The organism is Pseudomonas sp. HPB0071, assembly GCF_000478505.2.
In the GTDB taxonomy this organism is placed as follows: Bacteria; Pseudomonadota; Gammaproteobacteria; order Pseudomonadales; family Pseudomonadaceae; genus Chryseomonas; species Chryseomonas luteola.
The window spans coordinates 1,376,119-1,392,313 of record NZ_KI517367.1; the positions used below are offsets into that span (position 1 = coordinate 1,376,119).

14 protein-coding genes are annotated in these 16,195 nt (G+C 55.9%); 4 read left to right on the top strand and 10 right to left on the bottom strand.

Annotated elements, in window-relative coordinates; all coding sequences use genetic code 11:
- Nucleotides 1–7: 7 nt before the first annotated feature.
- The 4 genes from HMPREF1487_RS06730 to HMPREF1487_RS06745 form a co-directional block, all read right to left on the bottom strand.
- Nucleotides 8–1,357, bottom strand: a complete 1,350-nt coding sequence (locus HMPREF1487_RS06730; RefSeq protein WP_010795872.1) for a hypothetical protein — start codon at nt 1,355–1,357, stop codon at nt 8–10.
- Nucleotides 1,358–1,514: 157 nt separating this feature from the next.
- Nucleotides 1,515–2,888: a hypothetical protein gene (locus HMPREF1487_RS06735; protein WP_010795873.1), complete on the bottom strand. Its 1,374-nt coding sequence runs from the start codon at nt 2,886–2,888 to the stop codon at nt 1,515–1,517.
- Nucleotides 2,889–2,988: 100 nt separating this feature from the next.
- Nucleotides 2,989–4,044 (bottom strand): hypothetical protein, encoded by a 1,056-nt coding sequence (locus HMPREF1487_RS06740; protein WP_010795874.1) that lies wholly within the window; start codon nt 4,042–4,044, stop codon nt 2,989–2,991.
- A gap of 135 nt (nt 4,045–4,179) precedes the next feature.
- On the bottom strand, nt 4,180–5,244 hold the full coding sequence (locus HMPREF1487_RS06745) for a hypothetical protein (protein ID WP_010795875.1): 1,065 nt from the start codon (nt 5,242–5,244) through the stop codon (nt 4,180–4,182).
- Between the two features lie 397 nt (nt 5,245–5,641).
- Between HMPREF1487_RS06745 and HMPREF1487_RS06750 the strand changes: the two genes are divergently transcribed.
- Nucleotides 5,642–5,935, top strand: a complete 294-nt coding sequence (locus HMPREF1487_RS06750) for a YciI family protein (protein ID WP_010795876.1) — start codon at nt 5,642–5,644, stop codon at nt 5,933–5,935.
- A gap of 33 nt (nt 5,936–5,968) precedes the next feature.
- On the opposite strand, the gene nhaA is transcribed toward HMPREF1487_RS06750, so the two are convergent.
- Together nhaA and HMPREF1487_RS06760 are read right to left on the bottom strand one after the other, a co-directional pair.
- Nucleotides 5,969–7,144: a Na+/H+ antiporter NhaA gene (gene nhaA, locus HMPREF1487_RS06755; RefSeq protein ID WP_010795877.1), complete on the bottom strand. Its 1,176-nt coding sequence runs from the start codon at nt 7,142–7,144 to the stop codon at nt 5,969–5,971.
- 36 nt (nt 7,145–7,180) lie between these two features.
- Nucleotides 7,181–8,269, bottom strand: coding sequence for an AI-2E family transporter (locus HMPREF1487_RS06760; RefSeq protein ID WP_208859647.1), 1,089 nt, complete (start codon nt 8,267–8,269; stop codon nt 7,181–7,183).
- Nucleotides 8,270–8,734: 465 nt separating this feature from the next.
- Between HMPREF1487_RS06760 and ahpC the strand changes: the two genes are divergently transcribed.
- A complete protein-coding gene (gene ahpC, locus HMPREF1487_RS06765) occupies nt 8,735–9,298 on the top strand; it encodes an alkyl hydroperoxide reductase subunit C (RefSeq protein ID WP_010795879.1) in 564 nt (187 codons plus the stop codon).
- Between the two features lie 121 nt (nt 9,299–9,419).
- Entirely contained in the window at nt 9,420–10,976 is a 1,557-nt protein-coding gene (gene ahpF, locus HMPREF1487_RS06770) for an alkyl hydroperoxide reductase subunit F (protein WP_010795880.1), read from the top strand.
- 86 nt (nt 10,977–11,062) lie between these two features.
- On the opposite strand, the gene HMPREF1487_RS06775 is transcribed toward ahpF, so the two are convergent.
- The 4 genes from HMPREF1487_RS06775 to HMPREF1487_RS06790 form a co-directional block, all read right to left on the bottom strand.
- Nucleotides 11,063–11,416: a rhodanese-like domain-containing protein gene (locus HMPREF1487_RS06775; RefSeq protein ID WP_010795881.1), complete on the bottom strand. Its 354-nt coding sequence runs from the start codon at nt 11,414–11,416 to the stop codon at nt 11,063–11,065.
- Between the two features lie 36 nt (nt 11,417–11,452).
- A complete protein-coding gene (gene chrA, locus HMPREF1487_RS06780; RefSeq protein ID WP_010795882.1) occupies nt 11,453–12,781 on the bottom strand; it encodes a chromate efflux transporter in 1,329 nt (442 codons plus the stop codon).
- A gap of 80 nt (nt 12,782–12,861) precedes the next feature.
- Nucleotides 12,862–13,812, bottom strand: coding sequence for a CDF family Co(II)/Ni(II) efflux transporter DmeF (gene dmeF / locus HMPREF1487_RS06785; RefSeq protein WP_010795883.1), 951 nt, complete (start codon nt 13,810–13,812; stop codon nt 12,862–12,864).
- Between the two features lie 132 nt (nt 13,813–13,944).
- Nucleotides 13,945–15,231, bottom strand: coding sequence for an alanine/glycine:cation symporter family protein (locus HMPREF1487_RS06790; RefSeq protein ID WP_085985642.1), 1,287 nt, complete (start codon nt 15,229–15,231; stop codon nt 13,945–13,947).
- A gap of 334 nt (nt 15,232–15,565) precedes the next feature.
- Here HMPREF1487_RS06790 and HMPREF1487_RS26270 point away from each other — a divergent pair, with 334 nt between their 5' ends.
- Complete coding sequence (locus HMPREF1487_RS26270) at nt 15,566–16,189, top strand: hypothetical protein (RefSeq protein ID WP_010795885.1); 624 nt, start codon at nt 15,566–15,568, stop codon at nt 16,187–16,189.
- The last annotated feature ends 6 nt before the right edge of the window (nt 16,190–16,195 follow it).

Consider the following 16,195-nt stretch of genomic DNA (forward strand, 5'->3'; position numbering starts at 1 on the left):
TGCTCCCTCATTGCTGAAGCACAGAAGCCACGTTGTTCAAGCCATTCTGAACGATGGTCGCCGAGTCATTTCCGCTGTTGAAGTCACCATTGACCAGACCGCCCTGCACCACCGTTGCCACGTTGCCGCTCAGGCTCTGGCTGATACTGGCCTCGTTACCGCCGTTGCTCCAGCTTTGCGTCAGGCTGGCGCTGTTGAAGTCACCGCTTTGGGTGATTTCAGCCATGGCCGTCCCAGTGGGGTTGGCCTGGGTGATGTCGGCCTCGTTGTCATTGCCAGTCTGGGTAATCTCGGCCTGCCGGCTGCCCCAGAACTGGTCAATCGAAGCAGTGTTGCGATCACCCGCCTGGGCAATCCGCGCCACACTGTCATATACCATAGGCCCACCACCACCTTGGGCGGCCGCGGCCTGGTTGGCATTACCGGTTTGACTGACATCGATCACGCTACGGTCTGCCTGTTGGCTTAGTGTTGCGCTATTGGTGGACCCTAGTTGATCGAGATTAATGGTGTTGGTAATCCCATCCTGATTAATCGAAACGGTATTCTCATCACCAATGGAACTGCCACGCACCGTGGCGCCGAGCCCACTCTGCGCGCTGGTCAGCTGGTTGGCGTTACCTTCCTGGCGGAAAATGAACGACGCATTCGAGCCTTGATCAACCGTTGCGGAGTTGCCGTTACCCACTTGGTCCAATGTCATCTCGGAAAGATAACGTGAGGTACTCTGAGTGACAGACGCCAGATTTTCGTTACCGTTTTGGGTAACCGTAGCAACAGCTCCCGAATCGCTACTGCCCTGCTCCAGGATAATCGTATTGTTATCGCCTAATTGGGTAGTCTGTCCAACACCATAGCCGGTCTGAGTCACCTGAGTGGCGTTGCCGTTACCCACGCTGGAAGTATTAACGGTATTGGCGTACCACTGTTGCTGGATGGTATGTGTATTGTTGTTGCCTTCCTGATAGACCGTGGCCTCGGAGCCCTGCCCGTCCTGCTGATACAGCGACACGCTGTTGTCATCGCCTGCCTGGGTTACAGTAGCCGATTGTGAGCCGCTGTCCTGATAAAGATAGGCCGTGTTCCGGTTACCGGTCTGGCCCAGATCGATAGTGTTGGAAGAAAACGCAGTGTCCTGAACAGTCTCCGCGACGTTGTCATCGCCGTTTTGGACAATGGCAGATCGGCCGAAACTTCCCGTCTGTGTTTGCGTCGCCTGATTTCTTGCGCCCTGCTGCTCCAGCGTAGCCTCGTTGTTGTCTCCTGCCTGACTCTGGGTAGCGGTATTGCTTTCAGCATAGGCATGGCTGCCAATAACCAACATCAAGGCAACAGCCAAGGGTTTTAACCTGAACATATGCACGTCCCTCAATAGCGTTATTGTTGTTGTCCGGGCCTGTATCTCACAGGATCGGACAGGCGGTAACGCACGCCTGGACTACGGCAGTAATTTTCAGGCCCAGACGCTAGAACAACAGGTGCTGCCTCATTCAGGACAACACCTGCACCGTCGGTTATTGCTGAATAACCGAAGCCACATTGTTCATACCGGTTTGAGAGATAGTGGCTACACGCTCACCGACCACTACTTCGCCATTGAGCAGGCCGCCTTGAGTGATACTCGCTACATTACCTGCCACCTGCTGGGTAATTGTGGCCTCGTCGAACCCTACCGTGTCATGTTGAGTAATCGAGGCCTTATGGTTATCCCCAGTCTGCTGAATGCCGGCTGTTGTCCAACCCTCAATATTGCTGTGATCTATAGTCGCCTGGTTGGCTGCTCCGGCTTGCTCGATAAAACCTCTCGCCAAAGGCCCAAAGCTTTGGTTCAACACAGCGCTGTTTGCCTCTCCTTCCTGAAGGACATAGGCACTGCTGTTAGGCTCGTAATCACTAACGTAATCATCTTGCGTAATGGCAGTCTCGTTTCCTGTTCCGGTCTGACGAACAGACGCGGTATGACCAAGCCCTCTTTGAGAGACAGCTATACGGTTGTTATCACCGTTCTGCTCCAGCCATGCATTCAAGTATGTCCCCACTTGACTGGCTTCTATGACGTTGCCATTTCCAACCATGGCGCCGCCCAAAGAGCCTCGCCAGATGCCTTGGTCTGCAACCAGATCATTGCCAGTGCCATCCTGAACGAACTCAAGCGTTGCCATATCGGAACGTTGAGCCAAGTTGGCTGTATTGCCATCACCTACCTGATTCAGGATCAAGTCGATTTGCCCATACCGCGACGAGGTTTGATAAAGCGTCGCCGCCTGGTTTGTACCCTCTTGGTAGACCTCGATATTGCCCCCGGCGTAGCCTACACTTTGGGTCAGCTCAACCGAATTACCCTCGCCTCGCTGCTCAGCATGCGCAGGTCCGCCTCCATACTGCGTAGTGGTTGCGCTATTTCCATTACCCACACTCGTTACGCTTAATTCATTGCCGTAGCGCAGCTGCTGGATGTTATGGATGTTCCCATTCCCCTCCTGATACAAGCTGGCAACCGAGCCATTGCCGTCCTGTTGGTAAAGCGTTATGTCATTGCCATCTCCTCGCTGCAAAACAGTAGCCTGATGTCCGTATCCCAGGTTCTGTTGATTGAGCAGCGCGGTGTTCTGATTGCCAATCTGTTCAAGCCGCAAACTGTTTTCAGGAGTAGAAGCCTGGGATTCTTGCTCGATTTGAGCTGAGTTACCGTTACCGGTCTGCACAACTTCCGAGCGACTGAAGTCACCCCTTTGAATCTGGGCAGCGTTATTACCCTCACCGGCCTGCTCCAGAAGAGCATCGTTGTAGTTACCGTCTTGTGTTTGGATAGCAGTGTTATTTGCGGCAAGGGCATAACTGCCTGAGAGTATCAGCAGTGCCATAGCCAAGGGCTTGAGCGTAAACATATAGAAGTACCTCTATGAGGTCACACGAACGGGCGAACTCTGGTCTTACCAGCCCAGTACTCAGGGCTGGCGCTAACCATGTCAGCGCCAGCTGCTTACATCACTGCTGGGTAATCCTGGCAATGTTTCCTGTACCGTTCTGCAGGACGGTAGCTGAGTTGCCGTTCACATCTACTGGCGTGGCCTGAGTAATGGCAACCTGATTGGAGAAGCCTATCTGGCTGACCGCAGCCAGGCTGTTATTGCCAGACTGGTCGATTGTGGCGAGGTTACCGTCACCCTCCTGTACGAGATCTACACGAGCGAAATACAGGTCCTGGGTAATAGCAGCCACGTTGTCATTGCCCGTAGAGCGTCCTGTAATGGTGCCGCTGATACTAAGCTGATCAATTGTCAGGTCGTTATTATTGCCCTGCTGGGCAAAATCAACCGTACTAAATCCACCGTTTTGATTGATCGTGGCGGTATTGGTATCACCTTCCTGCGCTAATGCCACACTGGTCGCAGGGTAGCGACCAGAGCTCTGGGTAACGGAAGCCAGGTTTTCATTGCCGTTCTGCTGGATTGTGGCTGTACCACCTGAGGAGCCGCCGGTTTGATCCAGGTTGATAACATTGTTATCGCCTGTCTGTATCGCGTCTGCCTGCATTCCGTGCCGTTGTATAGCATTCAGGGCGTTGCCATTACCCACCGTACGTGCTGTCAGCTCGTTGCCGCCATAGCCGTTCTGTTCGACATTGTGCGTATTGTTGCTGCCTTCCTGATACAGCGTAGCGACAGCGCCATTACCGCCTTGCTGATACAACACTACGGTGTTTGTATCGCCCAACTGGGTAACAGTGGCGCTATGCTCTAGATCGAAGCTCTGCTGGTAGACCTGGGCTACGTTGATATCTCCTGTCTGATAAAGATCGACCGTATTCCCAAGCCCCAGCTGCGTTGTTTCAGCCGCGTTGGTGGCCCCATTCTGAGTAATAGCCGAGCGATGTTCGTTGCCCTCTTGAGTTTGGGTAGCGGTATTGCCTTCGCCCGTCTGCTCCAGTGTCGTTTCGTTGTAATTACCGTCCTGCGTTTGGGTAGCGGTGTTGTTTGCAGCCAGGGCATAGCTGCCGGAGAGCATCAGCAATGCTACAACCAGGGGTTTGAGTTTGAACATGAGAGATCCCTCTAGACGTATAAGTTAACCACTAAGGCCCATACCGAGCGCAGGGAATGATCCCTACGCCTGGTTAGGTAAATGGGACCGCTACGCTTGGGCAGGCAGTAACAGCCCCAAATGCTCTACTGACTGCTACTGTTGGGTAATCCTGGCCACGTTGCCGGTACCGCTCTGCATGACGGTCGCTGCGCTCCCTTCACCGAATACACCAGCTATACCGGTTTGCATCAGCGCAACCTGATTGGCAGAGCCCATTTGATTGACGGTTGCGATACTTCCACTGCCGCCCTGGTTGATCGTGGCCAGGTTGGCATCACCCTCCTGCACCAGATCTACCTTCGTGTAGTAGTCACCCTGCATGATGCTGGCAACGTTGTTGTCACCGACTGAACGCCCGGAAATGGCTCCGTTAGTGCTGAACTGATCGACATTCAACTCGTTGTTGTTACCTTCCTGGGTAAACTCAACGACGTCAAAGCCGCCACGCTGACTGATGGTCGACGTATTGGCATCGCCGTCCTGCGTCAGCGTCACTCGCCCGGCAGGGTAGCGGCCCGAGGTCTGCGTTACCGACGCCAGGTTGCTGTTGCCGTCTTGGGTAATCGTGGTCCAGCTTCCGCCCATACTGCCCGTCTGATCCAGACTGATGAGGTTGTTGTCTCCGGTCTGGATAGTCTGTGCAAATACACCCTCATTGCGTTGAATGGCATCAAGCCTATTGCCGGTACCTACCGTACGCGCTACCAGCTCCTTGAAACCTTCACCGTTCTGTTCAACTTCATGGATATTGTTGTTGCCCTCTTGGTACAGAGTCGCCACGGAGCCATTACCGTTCTGCTGGTACAGCGTCACGTGGTTCGTATCGCCCAACTGGGTAACGGTAGCGCTATGCCCATAGATAAAGCTCTCCTGGTAGACCTGAGCTATGTTGCTATCACCCGTCTGGTAGAGAGCGACCGCATTTTCAAGTCCTAGCTGCGTCGTTTCAGCCGAGTTAATGGACCCATTCTGGGTAATGGCGGAGCGATGCGCTGAGCCAGTCTGGGTCTGCGTCGCAGTATTGCCCTGCCCGCTCTGTTCAAGGATAACTTCGTTGTTATCGCCATCCTGCGCCTGGGTGGCACTATGGCTGGCAGCAAAGGCGGTAGTACCAAGGGAGACGAGAAGAATTAATGCCAAAGGCTTGAGCGTAGACATGAGTACTTTCCTTGATTAGTCGTAAGGCCGATAAGCTGAGCAAAAGGCAAAGCTGTAAAACCATTAACTACTCATGAAGGCACACGTGAAGGCGTACCCTGGTGACTCCTGTAACAGTTGGTCGGCAGGTTTGATGTCCAGCATCCCCGGCAATGGATCATCCTACTCACCCGCGCGAGCACGTATGGCAGTGCCCCACGGTAACAACCTGATCTCCAGCCTGGAGATACGGAGGCGAAGATTCGTGCAAATCCGTCTTTACGAATATCCATCGAACGGTGTAATACGATGAACGGTATTCATCCTAGACACTTGCGCTGGTTTATAAGACAGAACTGTCAGGCACTCGAATCGCCTGGACTGATCTCCACCAACATAATTAAAAACAGGAGCCACCATGCAATTTGTAGTAACCGCCTACGACCATACCGATCCAGAGGCCTTTAATCGTCGACTGGAAAATCGCCAGGCTCATCTGGAAGGAATTCGAGCCATGGCCAAGGAAGGAACATTTATCAGCGGCGGGGCCATTCTGAACGATGAAGGTCGAATGGTAGGCTCGACCGTACATGTCGAATTCGAGAACCGCGAGGCATTGGACCTCTGGTTGAAGAGCGACCCCTATGTCACCGGTCGCGTCTGGAATGAGATAGATGTACGAGAAATCAAGCTCGTTAACATCACCACATGATGCAAAAAGGGCACCTTCCGGTGCCCTTTGCTCTTAGGCGTTTTTCTTTTTGCCGACCGCAATCAGCATAAGCGCACCCAGACAGCCGGACGTAATCGACCCCAGCAGTACACCGATCTTGACCGCATCCACCAGTTCTGGCGAATTGGGGAATGCCAGCAGGCCGATGAAGAGGCTCATCGTGAAGCCGATTCCACACAGCAGGCCGATCCCGTACAGCTGCTTCCAGGTGGCATGTTCCGGCAGTTCGGCCAGTCCCAGGCGAATACTCAACCAGGCAAACGAGAATACGCCCACCTGCTTGCCAACCAAGAGGCCCAGCGCGATCCCCAGCGGAACCGAGCCCATCACGGAGGCAAGGCTCACGCCATTGAACGAGACACCAGCGTTGGCGAATCCAAAGATCGGAATGACCAGAAACGCGGTGTAAGGGTGCAATGTATGCTCAAGACGCTCCAGCGGCGGATGCTTCGAGCCGGTACGCAGCGGGATGGTCAGGGCCAGCGCTACCCCGGCCAGTGTCGCGTGTACGCCCGATTTGAACACGAAGAACCACAACACGATACCGACCAGCAGATATGGCAGGATTCGCGTTACGCCCAGCTTGTTCATGGCAATCAGCACCAGCAGGGTGAGACCTGCCAGTCCCAACATCGGCAGGGACAGATCTGCCGTGTAGAACACCGCAATGATGCACACGGCGAACAGGTCGTCGAGAATCGCAAGCGCGGTCAGGAAGATCTTGAGCGATACCGGAATACGCGAGCCCAGCAGGGAGAGTACCCCGAGTGCAAAGGCGATATCGGTCGCCGTGGGAATCGCCCAGCCTTGAAGTAAATGCGCATCGTCATGGTTGAGTGCCGCATAAATCACCGCTGGCACGACCGCCCCGCCTAATGCCGCCAGCCCTGGCAGTGCACGCCGTCCCCAGGTGGACAACTGCCCGACCAGCATTTCACGTTTGATTTCGAGCCCGACCAGCAGGAAGAAGACGGCCATGAGCGCATCGTTGATCCAGTGCAGGACACTCATGCCCAGCACGTAGCGCTCCAGGGTGCTGAAGTACACACTGGCCAGCGGCGAATTCGCCACAATCAAAGCAATAGCTGCCACGGCCATCAGAAGCAATCCGCCTGAGGCCTCGCTCGTCAGAAAGGCCCTGTAAAAGGCCTGGAGGCCATTCGAGCCCCGGATCTTGTTGTCTTGCATCTTTTCAACCTCACTCCTGAAAATGTAATCGAAGCCTTAAGGGCTTTTCTCTGATGTGTTGTTATCGGATACGACCACGGCATCCCGCGGCCAGGCGCTCCAAAGCGCCTTGAACAGGGTCGCCAGCGGGATCGCAAAGAAGATTCCCCAAAAGCCCAGCGTGCCGCCAAAAAAGAGAATGGCCAGGATAATGGCTACCGGATGCAGATTGACGGCACCTGAAAACAGCAGCGGTGACAATACATTTCCATCCAGTATCTGAATGATGGTGTAAGCCAGAATCGCATACAGGAACTGATCGCCCAGACCAAAGCTAAAGCCTGCCACAGCCGCAACGGGCAAGGTCGCGACGGCAGCACCGATGAAGGGAATCAGCACGGACAGACCGACCACCAGCCCGAGCAACATGGCATAGGGCAACCCCAGGATATAAAACGTGGCGTAGCTAACCGCCGCCACGATCACAATCTCGATGACCTTGCCGCGCACATAGTTGGCGATCTGCTCGTCGACCTCCTTCCAGACTCGGGCCATCAGGGTCCGCTTACGGGGAAGTACGGACAGGAAGAAGCCCACCAGCAGGTCCTTGTCCTTGAGCATGAAAAACACCAGGATCGGCACCAGTACCAGAAACGTACCAAAGGCGATGATATTGCCCAGCGAGGTCAACGACAGCCGGACCGCTCGCTGCGCAAGGGCAGTCAGCTCACTGCCTGCCGTCCCGATCCAGCCCTGAATCTGCTCATGAGTAACGACACTGGGATAGCGCTGCTGAAGCTCATCCAAGAGGACCTGAGCCTGGGCAAACATCCGGGGCGACTCCTGCAACAGCGTCACCAGCTGATCCCATACCAGCGGGAGCACAAACAACAAGAGGCCCAGGAATATGCCTAAAAAAGACAGGAACATGAGCGATATTGCCCAAAGCCTGGGTACTCTCCAGTGCTCCAGACGGCTGACGCCACCCTGTAGGAGAAAGGCGACGACCAGCGCCGTCAGGAACGGCGCCAGGGGCTTGCCCAACAACATGACCAGAGCAAAGCCCAAGATGAGCAAGACGCTGAGAACCACCGCTTCATCTTGGGAGAAATAGCGGGCAAACCACTGGGTAATGACGCGCCTGATCGCCATGACTAATGCCCTCCACGCTGGGCAGGTTCAGGTCGGCAACCTGAAAAGACAGCGATCAACAGTGAAGTGAATCTGCTTGGGAAGTCGAAGCCCTCAGGAAACAACTGGACGAATGCGGCTCCTGACATGTTTCTCCTTCGTCATCCTGTTTAACGAACACGATCGGCAAGGAAACCATATTTTTCAGCTTAATGCTCAACAGCTGTTTTTCACAAAATGTCCGAGCTAGTGCGTTTAGGCGCTTGAATTCTGATAATTCAGCCATACCACTAGCGCTTGCGGCAGTGTTTGTTGACCTCAGATACCTCCAAGTACTCTGCCTGAAAGAAAGACTTAATGATCCTGAATGCGTGGATAGGTCAAACTTATGAGATTGATGCCCACATTCAATTAAGTCTAATGTGCATAAGCGAGTATCTTATCCCTCGCCAATTCTTAACCCCTGATGGAGATTCAGTGATGTCTTTGATCAATTCCGAGATCAAACCGTTTAAAGCTACAGCGTACAAGGATGGCAAGTTCATCGATCTGACTGAAGCTGACTTCAAAGGCAAGTGGTCCCTGGTTGTTTTCTACCCAGCTGACTTCACCTTCGTTTGCCCGACTGAGCTGGAAGACCTGGCTGACCTGTACCCTGAATTCCAAAAGCTGGGCGTAGAGATCTACGGCGTATCGTGCGATACCCACTTCGCTCACAAAGCGTGGCACGACACTTCCGACGCTATCAAGAAGGTTCAGTACGCCCTGGTTGGCGACCCGACTGCAACTCTGGCTCGCAACTTCGACGTTCTGATCGAAGAAGAAGGCATGGCGCTGCGTGGTTCCTTCCTGATCAACCCGGAAGGCCAGATCAAGCTGTGTGAAGTACACGACAACGGCATCGGCCGCGACGCGTCCGAAATGCTGCGTAAGGTCAAGGCTGCTCAGTACGTTGCCTCCCACCCGGGCGAAGTTTGCCCTGCCAAGTGGAAAGAAGGCGAAGCTACTCTGAGCCCGTCTCTGGACCTGGTTGGCAAGATCTAAACGCCAACACACGGTTATCTGCGCTTAGGAGCCGGCTTCCGGCTCCCTCTAGTGCCCGAACGCCCGGGCGGAATACGTCCGGGCGTTTTTATTCCCGAAATTTGTCGAGAGGTAATGCCTCATGTTGGACGCCAGTCTTAAAACTCAGCTTAAAGCCTATCTGGAAAAGGTTACCAAACCCTTCGAGATCGTCGCGTCCCTTGATGACGGCGCTAAATCTCAAGAAATGTTGGGTCTGCTCCAGGACATCGTCAGCCTGACTGACAAGATCACCCTGCGCACCGATGGCAATGATGCTCGCACACCTTCGTTTGCCCTGAACCGTCCGGGTGAAAACATCAGCCTGCGCTTTGCCGGTCTGCCCATGGGCCACGAGTTCACCTCGCTGGTTCTGGCGCTGCTGCAAGTGGGCGGTCACCCGTCCAAGGCCAGTGCAGATACTCTGGAAGCGATCCGCTCGCTCAAGGGCGAATTCAATTTCGAAACCTACTTCTCGCTGTCCTGCCAGAACTGCCCTGACGTTGTTCAGGCGCTGAACCTGATGGCCGTACTGAATCCGAACATCCGCCACGTTGCGGTCGACGGTGCGCTGTTCCAGGACGAAGTTACCGAGCGCCAGATCATGGCTGTGCCCAGCATCTACCTGAACGGCGAACCGTTCGGTCAGGGCCGCATGGGTCTGGAAGAAATTCTGGCCAAGCTCGATACCGGCGCCAGTGCCCGTGACGCTGAAAAGCTCAGCGCCAAGGACGCTTTTGACGTGCTGGTGATCGGTGGTGGTCCTGCCGGTGCTTCCGCTGCGGTGTATGCCGCCCGTAAAGGTATTCGTACCGGTGTTGCGGCAGAGCGTTTTGGCGGTCAGGTACTCGATACTCTGGCGATTGAAAACTTCATTTCCATCAAGGAAACCGAAGGCCCGAAACTGGCCGTAGCCCTTGAAGAGCACGTGAAGCAGTACGACGTCGACATCATGAACCTGCAGCGTGCCGAGCAACTGATCCCTGCCACCGAGGCGGGTCAGCTGCACGAAGTCAAGTTTGCCAATGGTGCTTCGCTCAAGTCCAAGACGCTGATCATCTCCACCGGCGCTCGTTGGCGTGAAATGAATGTCCCGGGTGAGAAGGAATACCGTAACCGTGGTGTAGCCTACTGCCCGCATTGCGACGGCCCGCTGTTCAAGGGCAAGCGCGTTGCAGTTATCGGTGGCGGCAACTCCGGTGTGGAAGCGGCAATCGACCTGGCCGGTATCGTGGCACACGTGACCCTGATCGAGTTTGACAGCCAGCTGCGTGCGGATGCGGTACTACAGCGCAAACTGCACAGCCTGCCGAATGTGACCGTGATCACCAGCGCCCTGACCAGTGAAGTGAAAGGTGACGGCCAGAAAGTGGTTGGCTTGACCTACAAGGACCGCAACTCCAGCGAGTTCAAGTCCATCGACCTGGAAGGTATCTTCGTCCAGATCGGTCTGGTCCCCAACACCGAATGGCTCAAGGGCACCGTCGAGCTGTCACCCCGTGGCGAGATCGTTGTAGATAGCCGTGGCGAAACCTCGCTGCCGGGTATCTTTGCGGCCGGCGACGTAACAACCGTACCGTACAAGCAGATCGTGATCGCGGTCGGCGAAGGTGCGAAGGCTTCCCTGGCTGCATTCGATTATCTGATCCGCCAGGTGTAAGTTTGACTGTGTACCGCTCTGCCGGTACACAGCCTTCTCAAAACGCAGGGTATCTAAGATGCCCTGCGTTTTTTATTGCTCGTTGATCAGTCTTTCTGGGTATTGCAGGCCGCAAGGCCTCCCTCGATGGAGACGACTTGGGTGTATCCCATGCGCTGCAGGCTTTCGGCGGCCAACGCTCCCCGGTTACCGCCACCGCAATAGCAGACGATCGGTGTGGCCTTGTTGGCTGCCAGTTCGCCGATGTGCATCTCAAGAATCCCCCGGCTCATGTGGGTAGCGCCGTCCAGGTGCCCCCGTTCGAACTCGTCCCGCTCCCGAACGTCCAGAAGCAGCGCGCCCTGATCGACCAATTGCTCGGCTTCAACGGGCGAAACCTGTCGAATACGAGACTTGGCTTCGGCTGCCAGTTTGAGAAAATCATCTGAATGGTTTGCCATAGTGCATCCTCTCTACAGCAGCCAAGCTGCTCCTTGTCACATGAATACGACGTGCATTAACAACCCTACTGTTGCACAGGCTAGCAGCACTTCCATAACTGTGCGCTTGAACCGGAAGAGCGCTATCGCTGCCAGGAGTGTGATCAGGGCGGAGAGTAGGTCGAACGATCCGCTCAAGCCCTGCGGCCAGAATACGTGGTAGCCGAAGAACAAGGCCAGATTCAGGATTACGCCGACGACCGCCGCGGTAATGGCGGTGAGCGGAGCTGTGAAGCCCACCACATTATGGGTGGACTCCACCAGAGGCCCGCCGGCCAGAATGAAAAGAAACGAAGGCAGAAAGGTAAACCAGGTCACCAGCACGGCAGCCAATGCCCCGGCGGCAAACATGTGCTCGTCTCCTAATGCCGCCTGCCCATATCCGCCTAAAAACGCGACAAACGCCACCACCATGATCAATGGTCCGGGCGTGGTTTCGCCCAGGGCAAGGCCATCGATCATCTGGGCTGGGCTCAGCCAGCCGTAATGCGTGACGGCGCTCTGATACACGTAGGGCAGTACCGCATAGGCACCGCCAAAGGTCAGCAGCGCAGCCTTGGTAAAAAACCAGCCCATCTGGGTGAAGGTATGAGTCCAGCCAAACAGATAGATCAAGCTCAGCATCGGCACGAGCCAGAGAAACATGCCCATGACTAGCAATTGCGCCAGCCGCGACCAGTGAAAACGGGCATGCTCAGGCGGCGGCGTGTCATCATCGATCAGCGCGGGTCCGAACGAAGCCGCCTGATTGGCATGCCCTCCCCCTACCCTGAACCGGTCCGGAGCGTACCTGCCTCCGAGAAAGCCAATAATCGCCGCAGACAGTACGATCAGGGGAAACGGCACGTTGAAGGCAAACAAGGCGATGAACGAAGCCGCTGCAATGGCCCAGAGCCAATGGTTCTTCAAGGTACGTGTTCCGATGCGATGGGCGGCCTGCACAACAATGGCGGTCACCGCTGGCTTGATGCCGTAAAAGATACCTGCCACAACTGGAGCGTTGCCCCAGGCCAAATAGATCCATGACAGGGCGATCAGGATAAGCAGCGAAGGCAATATAAAGAGCGCTCCGGCGATAACCCCACCCCAGGTCCGGTGCATCAACCAGCCAATATAGGTCGCCAACTGTTGGGCTTCAGGTCCGGGCAGTACCATGCAGTAGTTGAGCGCATGGAGAAAGCGTCGCTCGGAAATCCAGCGCCGACGCTCCACCAGCTCCTGATGCATGATTGCTATCTGCCCAGCCGGTCCGCCAAAGCTGATAAAGCCCAGCTTGAGCCAGAATAGAAACGCCTGAAACAGGCCTACCGGGGCAGGAAGCGACAAGCGAGGCTAGGAAGAAGGCATGTTGAATCCTGTCGTTGACCAAGACCCGGTTATATCACTTGCCGCTGTCGCCTACCTCCTCAGCGTACCGGACAGATCCCGTCTCTGTTGATCTCAACCGTGATGTGGACAAGCTCTTCATGGACGGAAAGCTGCTGTTTGAAGTCTTCAGGCGAGGCATCACTGGTTGTGGCGATGCTGACGATGCAGGCGTACTTGCCCTTACCTACCTTCCAGACATGCAGATCACAGATCTTGGCCTCGATAGGGCTCTCTGCGATCACATCCCTGACCTCCTGTACCACCGGATCGTCCATCTGCGCATCCAGCAGCACACGCCCGGTTTGCTTGATGAGCCCAACGGCCCAGATGGCGACCAGTATGCCGCCTACGATTCCCATGACCGGGTCGAGCCAGCTGGCTCCCCAGAGCATGCCGCCAATCAGCGCGACGATAGCCAGGACGGAGGTTGCCGCATCAGTAATGACATGGATGTAGGCCGAACGCAGATTCAGATCCTGATGCTCACCGTGGCCATGATGATGATCGTGACCATGACCATGATCATGCCCGTGAGAATCCTTGAGCAGCCACGCACACACCAGATTGACCAGCAATCCCAGAATGGCGATGGCGATGGCCTGCGTATAGTGAATCGGAGCAGGTGTCACGAGCCTGATCACGGATTCGTATAGCATCAACAGAGCGATGCCAATCAGCGCCAGCGCACTGGTATAACCAGCCAGCACCTCCATTTTCCATGTTCCAAACGCAAAGCGTGCGTCGGTCGCATACCGTCTGGCCGCCGCATAGGCGAACAGCGAAAGCCCCAGCGCCAGCACGTGGGAACTCATGTGCCAGCCATCCGCCAGCAGTGCCATGGAGTTGAAGGCCCAGCCGCCCGCAATCTCGATCACCATCATGATGGCGGTGAAAATCACGGCGCGGCGGGTATTCTTTTCCGCCAGCGGGTTTCCCTCGTTGAAGACGTGCGGGTGAGAACAGGAATGCTCAAGCGAAGATCGGGACATCGGAATGCTCTATCCAGAAAGGCCAGGAAAACAGCGTTAGCCTTTGGACCACAGCATCGCGATTTTCACCCATTTTCCAGGTCCGGGCCTCGCGAGCCCCAATGAAAAAGGCTCGCCGTAGCGAGCCTTTGTTTATTTGCTGGCGAAGTATTCTCGCGTCAGCCGGAGCACCACCGGACTGAGCAACAGCAGCGAGATCAGGTTAGGAATGGCCATCAAACCATTGAGCGTATCGGCCAGCAGCCAGGCGAAGTCCAACTGTGCAATTGCGCCAAACGGTACAGCCAATACGAAGATGATCCGGAACGGCAGAATGGTCTTGGTACCCGCAAGAAACTCCCAGCAGCGCTCGCAGTAATAGCTCCACCCCAGGATAGTGGTAAAGGCAAACACTACCAGAGCGATGGTCAGGATGATGCCGCCAAAACCGGGCAGCGCCGTCTCGAAGGCCGCCGCTGACAAGGCCGCCCCACTCTGCCCGCTCGTCCAGACGCCGGAGCAGATAATGGTAAGACCCGTCATGGTGCAGATGATCAGAGTATCGATAAACGTTCCGAGCATACCAATCATGCCTGAACGTACGGCGCTGTTGGTCGTACCGGCTGCCTGGGCGATACCGGCGGTACCCAACCCGGCTTCGTTGGAGAAGACGCCACGCGCCACCCCGAAGCGAATGGCAGCCATGACCGCCGCCCCTGCGAAGCCGCCCGTCGCCGCCGCCGGAGTGAAGGCATGGGTGAAGACCAGGCTGAGCGCATGGGGAATTTCGGACGCATGGGTCACCAGCACGGCAATGGCCGCGATGATATAGCCTATGCACATGGCAGGGACCAGGGACGAGGCGACCGCCCCGATCCGCTTAATACCGCCCAGGATCACGAGCCCCACAACCACCATCGTCACGACACCGGTCAGCCACAGGGGCACGGAAAAGGTTGTCTCCAGGGCCTGCGCCATACTGTTGACCTGCACCATGTTGCCGATACCGAACCCGGCCAACCCACCGAACAGGGCAAAGGCGCCGCCTAGCCAGGCCCAACGCTTGCCCAGGCCGTTGCGGATGGCATACATCGGGCCGCCGACATGCTCGCCACGCTCGTCCTTTTCACGAAAATGTACAGCCAATACTACTTCGGCATATTTGGTAGCCATACCAACCAATGCCGTACACCACATCCAGAACAGCGCGCCGGGGCCACCCAGGAAGATCGCGGTAGCAACACCCGCGATGTTGCCGGTTCCCACGGTGGCAGCTAGGCAGGTCATCAAGGCCTGGAAAGGACTGATCTCACCGCTTTCGTCGTCATCCTTGGTCCGGCCCTGCCACAACAGGCGAAAGCCGGTGCCCAGTCTTACGATCGGCATCAGTTTGAGGCGTAGCATCAGATAAAGACCCGTGCACAGGATCAGTACCAGCATGGGCACGCCCCAGACAAGGCCATTGAGGTCGTTGACCAGGGTATGGAGAAATTGCACGTAGAACTCCTTACATTCATTCAACGCCAGGAAACGGGCGCTGAGCCATGAGGTCTAGCCAATGAGCGTCGCGCGCTGGAAACCACGCCAGGAAAGCCGAGTACAACTCAGCGGGAAGAAACGTCTGTGCGGTGCTCAATGAGGCTAGTAATAATGCGGCACCCCGGATCAATGGGTAAAACGTCATCCGGAGCGTGGACGGATGCTAGCACGTGTCTTTCGGAACGGGTCGGAAATTAGCACGTCCGCCGTCCTCTCTTCATACCAGGAGCACGCCATGCCGCTTTCCGCCGAAGTCCGCTGGTTTTGGCCCGCACTGCCGGGTACTGATCTGATCGACTGGTTTCACCAGTCCGATCTGTGGGATCAGCCACCGGGAGGCGGAATACGCAAGATGCACCACTACCTCAGGGATGCCAGTCAATCCGACCTCGGTATCAAAACCCGTGGAGACTCAACAGTTGAGGTAAAGGGGCTGGTCATACCTGACTGGCATACCCTGGACGTCTCGCCGTTCAGGGGGCCTGTCGAGTTATGGCATAAATGGCATTCCGAGGCCTTGACGCTGACACCGCATCCTACGGTTGCCGTTCAGAAGCAGCGCTGGCTTCGCCTGTTTACGGTCGAGCAGGCCGCTCTGCGTGAAATCGCATTGGATGAAAACGAATCCCCTTACGAAGCCATGCCGTCCGCAGGCTGTACCGTAGAACTGACTCAACTCTGGGTTGATGGCCATGCGGCCGGCTGGACGCTGGGGCTTGAGGCCTTTGGTGATCGGCACGTTCTAGCAGCACATTTGAACGCGGTGGCAGCCTACCTGGGTACTCGCTGCCCACCGAGATGGCCTGAGGCTACACGCAACCATTATCCCGGCTGGCTGAAGCAGCAGGTGGAGCCTTGACGTTAT

What these genes read in the sequence shown, in the direction of transcription:
- HMPREF1487_RS06730 (WP_010795872.1), bottom strand. Translation starts at nt 1,357, where the DNA reads ATGTTCAGGTTAAAACCCTTGGCTGTTGCCTTGATGTTGGTTATTGGC.
- HMPREF1487_RS06790 (WP_085985642.1), bottom strand. Translation starts at nt 15,231, where the DNA reads ATGCTGGTACTGATCCTGTGCACGGGTCTTTATCTGATGCTACGCCTC.
- HMPREF1487_RS06745 (WP_010795875.1), bottom strand. Translation starts at nt 5,244, where the DNA reads ATGTCTACGCTCAAGCCTTTGGCATTAATTCTTCTCGTCTCCCTTGGT.
- HMPREF1487_RS06750 (WP_010795876.1), top strand. Translation starts at nt 5,642, where the DNA reads ATGCAATTTGTAGTAACCGCCTACGACCATACCGATCCAGAGGCCTTT.
- nhaA (WP_010795877.1), bottom strand. Translation starts at nt 7,144, where the DNA reads ATGCAAGACAACAAGATCCGGGGCTCGAATGGCCTCCAGGCCTTTTAC.
- HMPREF1487_RS06775 (WP_010795881.1), bottom strand. Translation starts at nt 11,416, where the DNA reads ATGGCAAACCATTCAGATGATTTTCTCAAACTGGCAGCCGAAGCCAAG.
- dmeF (WP_010795883.1), bottom strand. Translation starts at nt 13,812, where the DNA reads ATGTCCCGATCTTCGCTTGAGCATTCCTGTTCTCACCCGCACGTCTTC.
- HMPREF1487_RS26270 (WP_010795885.1), top strand. Translation starts at nt 15,566, where the DNA reads ATGCCGCTTTCCGCCGAAGTCCGCTGGTTTTGGCCCGCACTGCCGGGT.
- ahpC (WP_010795879.1), top strand. Translation starts at nt 8,735, where the DNA reads ATGTCTTTGATCAATTCCGAGATCAAACCGTTTAAAGCTACAGCGTAC.
- ahpF (WP_010795880.1), top strand. Translation starts at nt 9,420, where the DNA reads ATGTTGGACGCCAGTCTTAAAACTCAGCTTAAAGCCTATCTGGAAAAG.
- HMPREF1487_RS06740 (WP_010795874.1), bottom strand. Translation starts at nt 4,044, where the DNA reads ATGTTCAAACTCAAACCCCTGGTTGTAGCATTGCTGATGCTCTCCGGC.
- HMPREF1487_RS06735 (WP_010795873.1), bottom strand. Translation starts at nt 2,888, where the DNA reads ATGTTTACGCTCAAGCCCTTGGCTATGGCACTGCTGATACTCTCAGGC.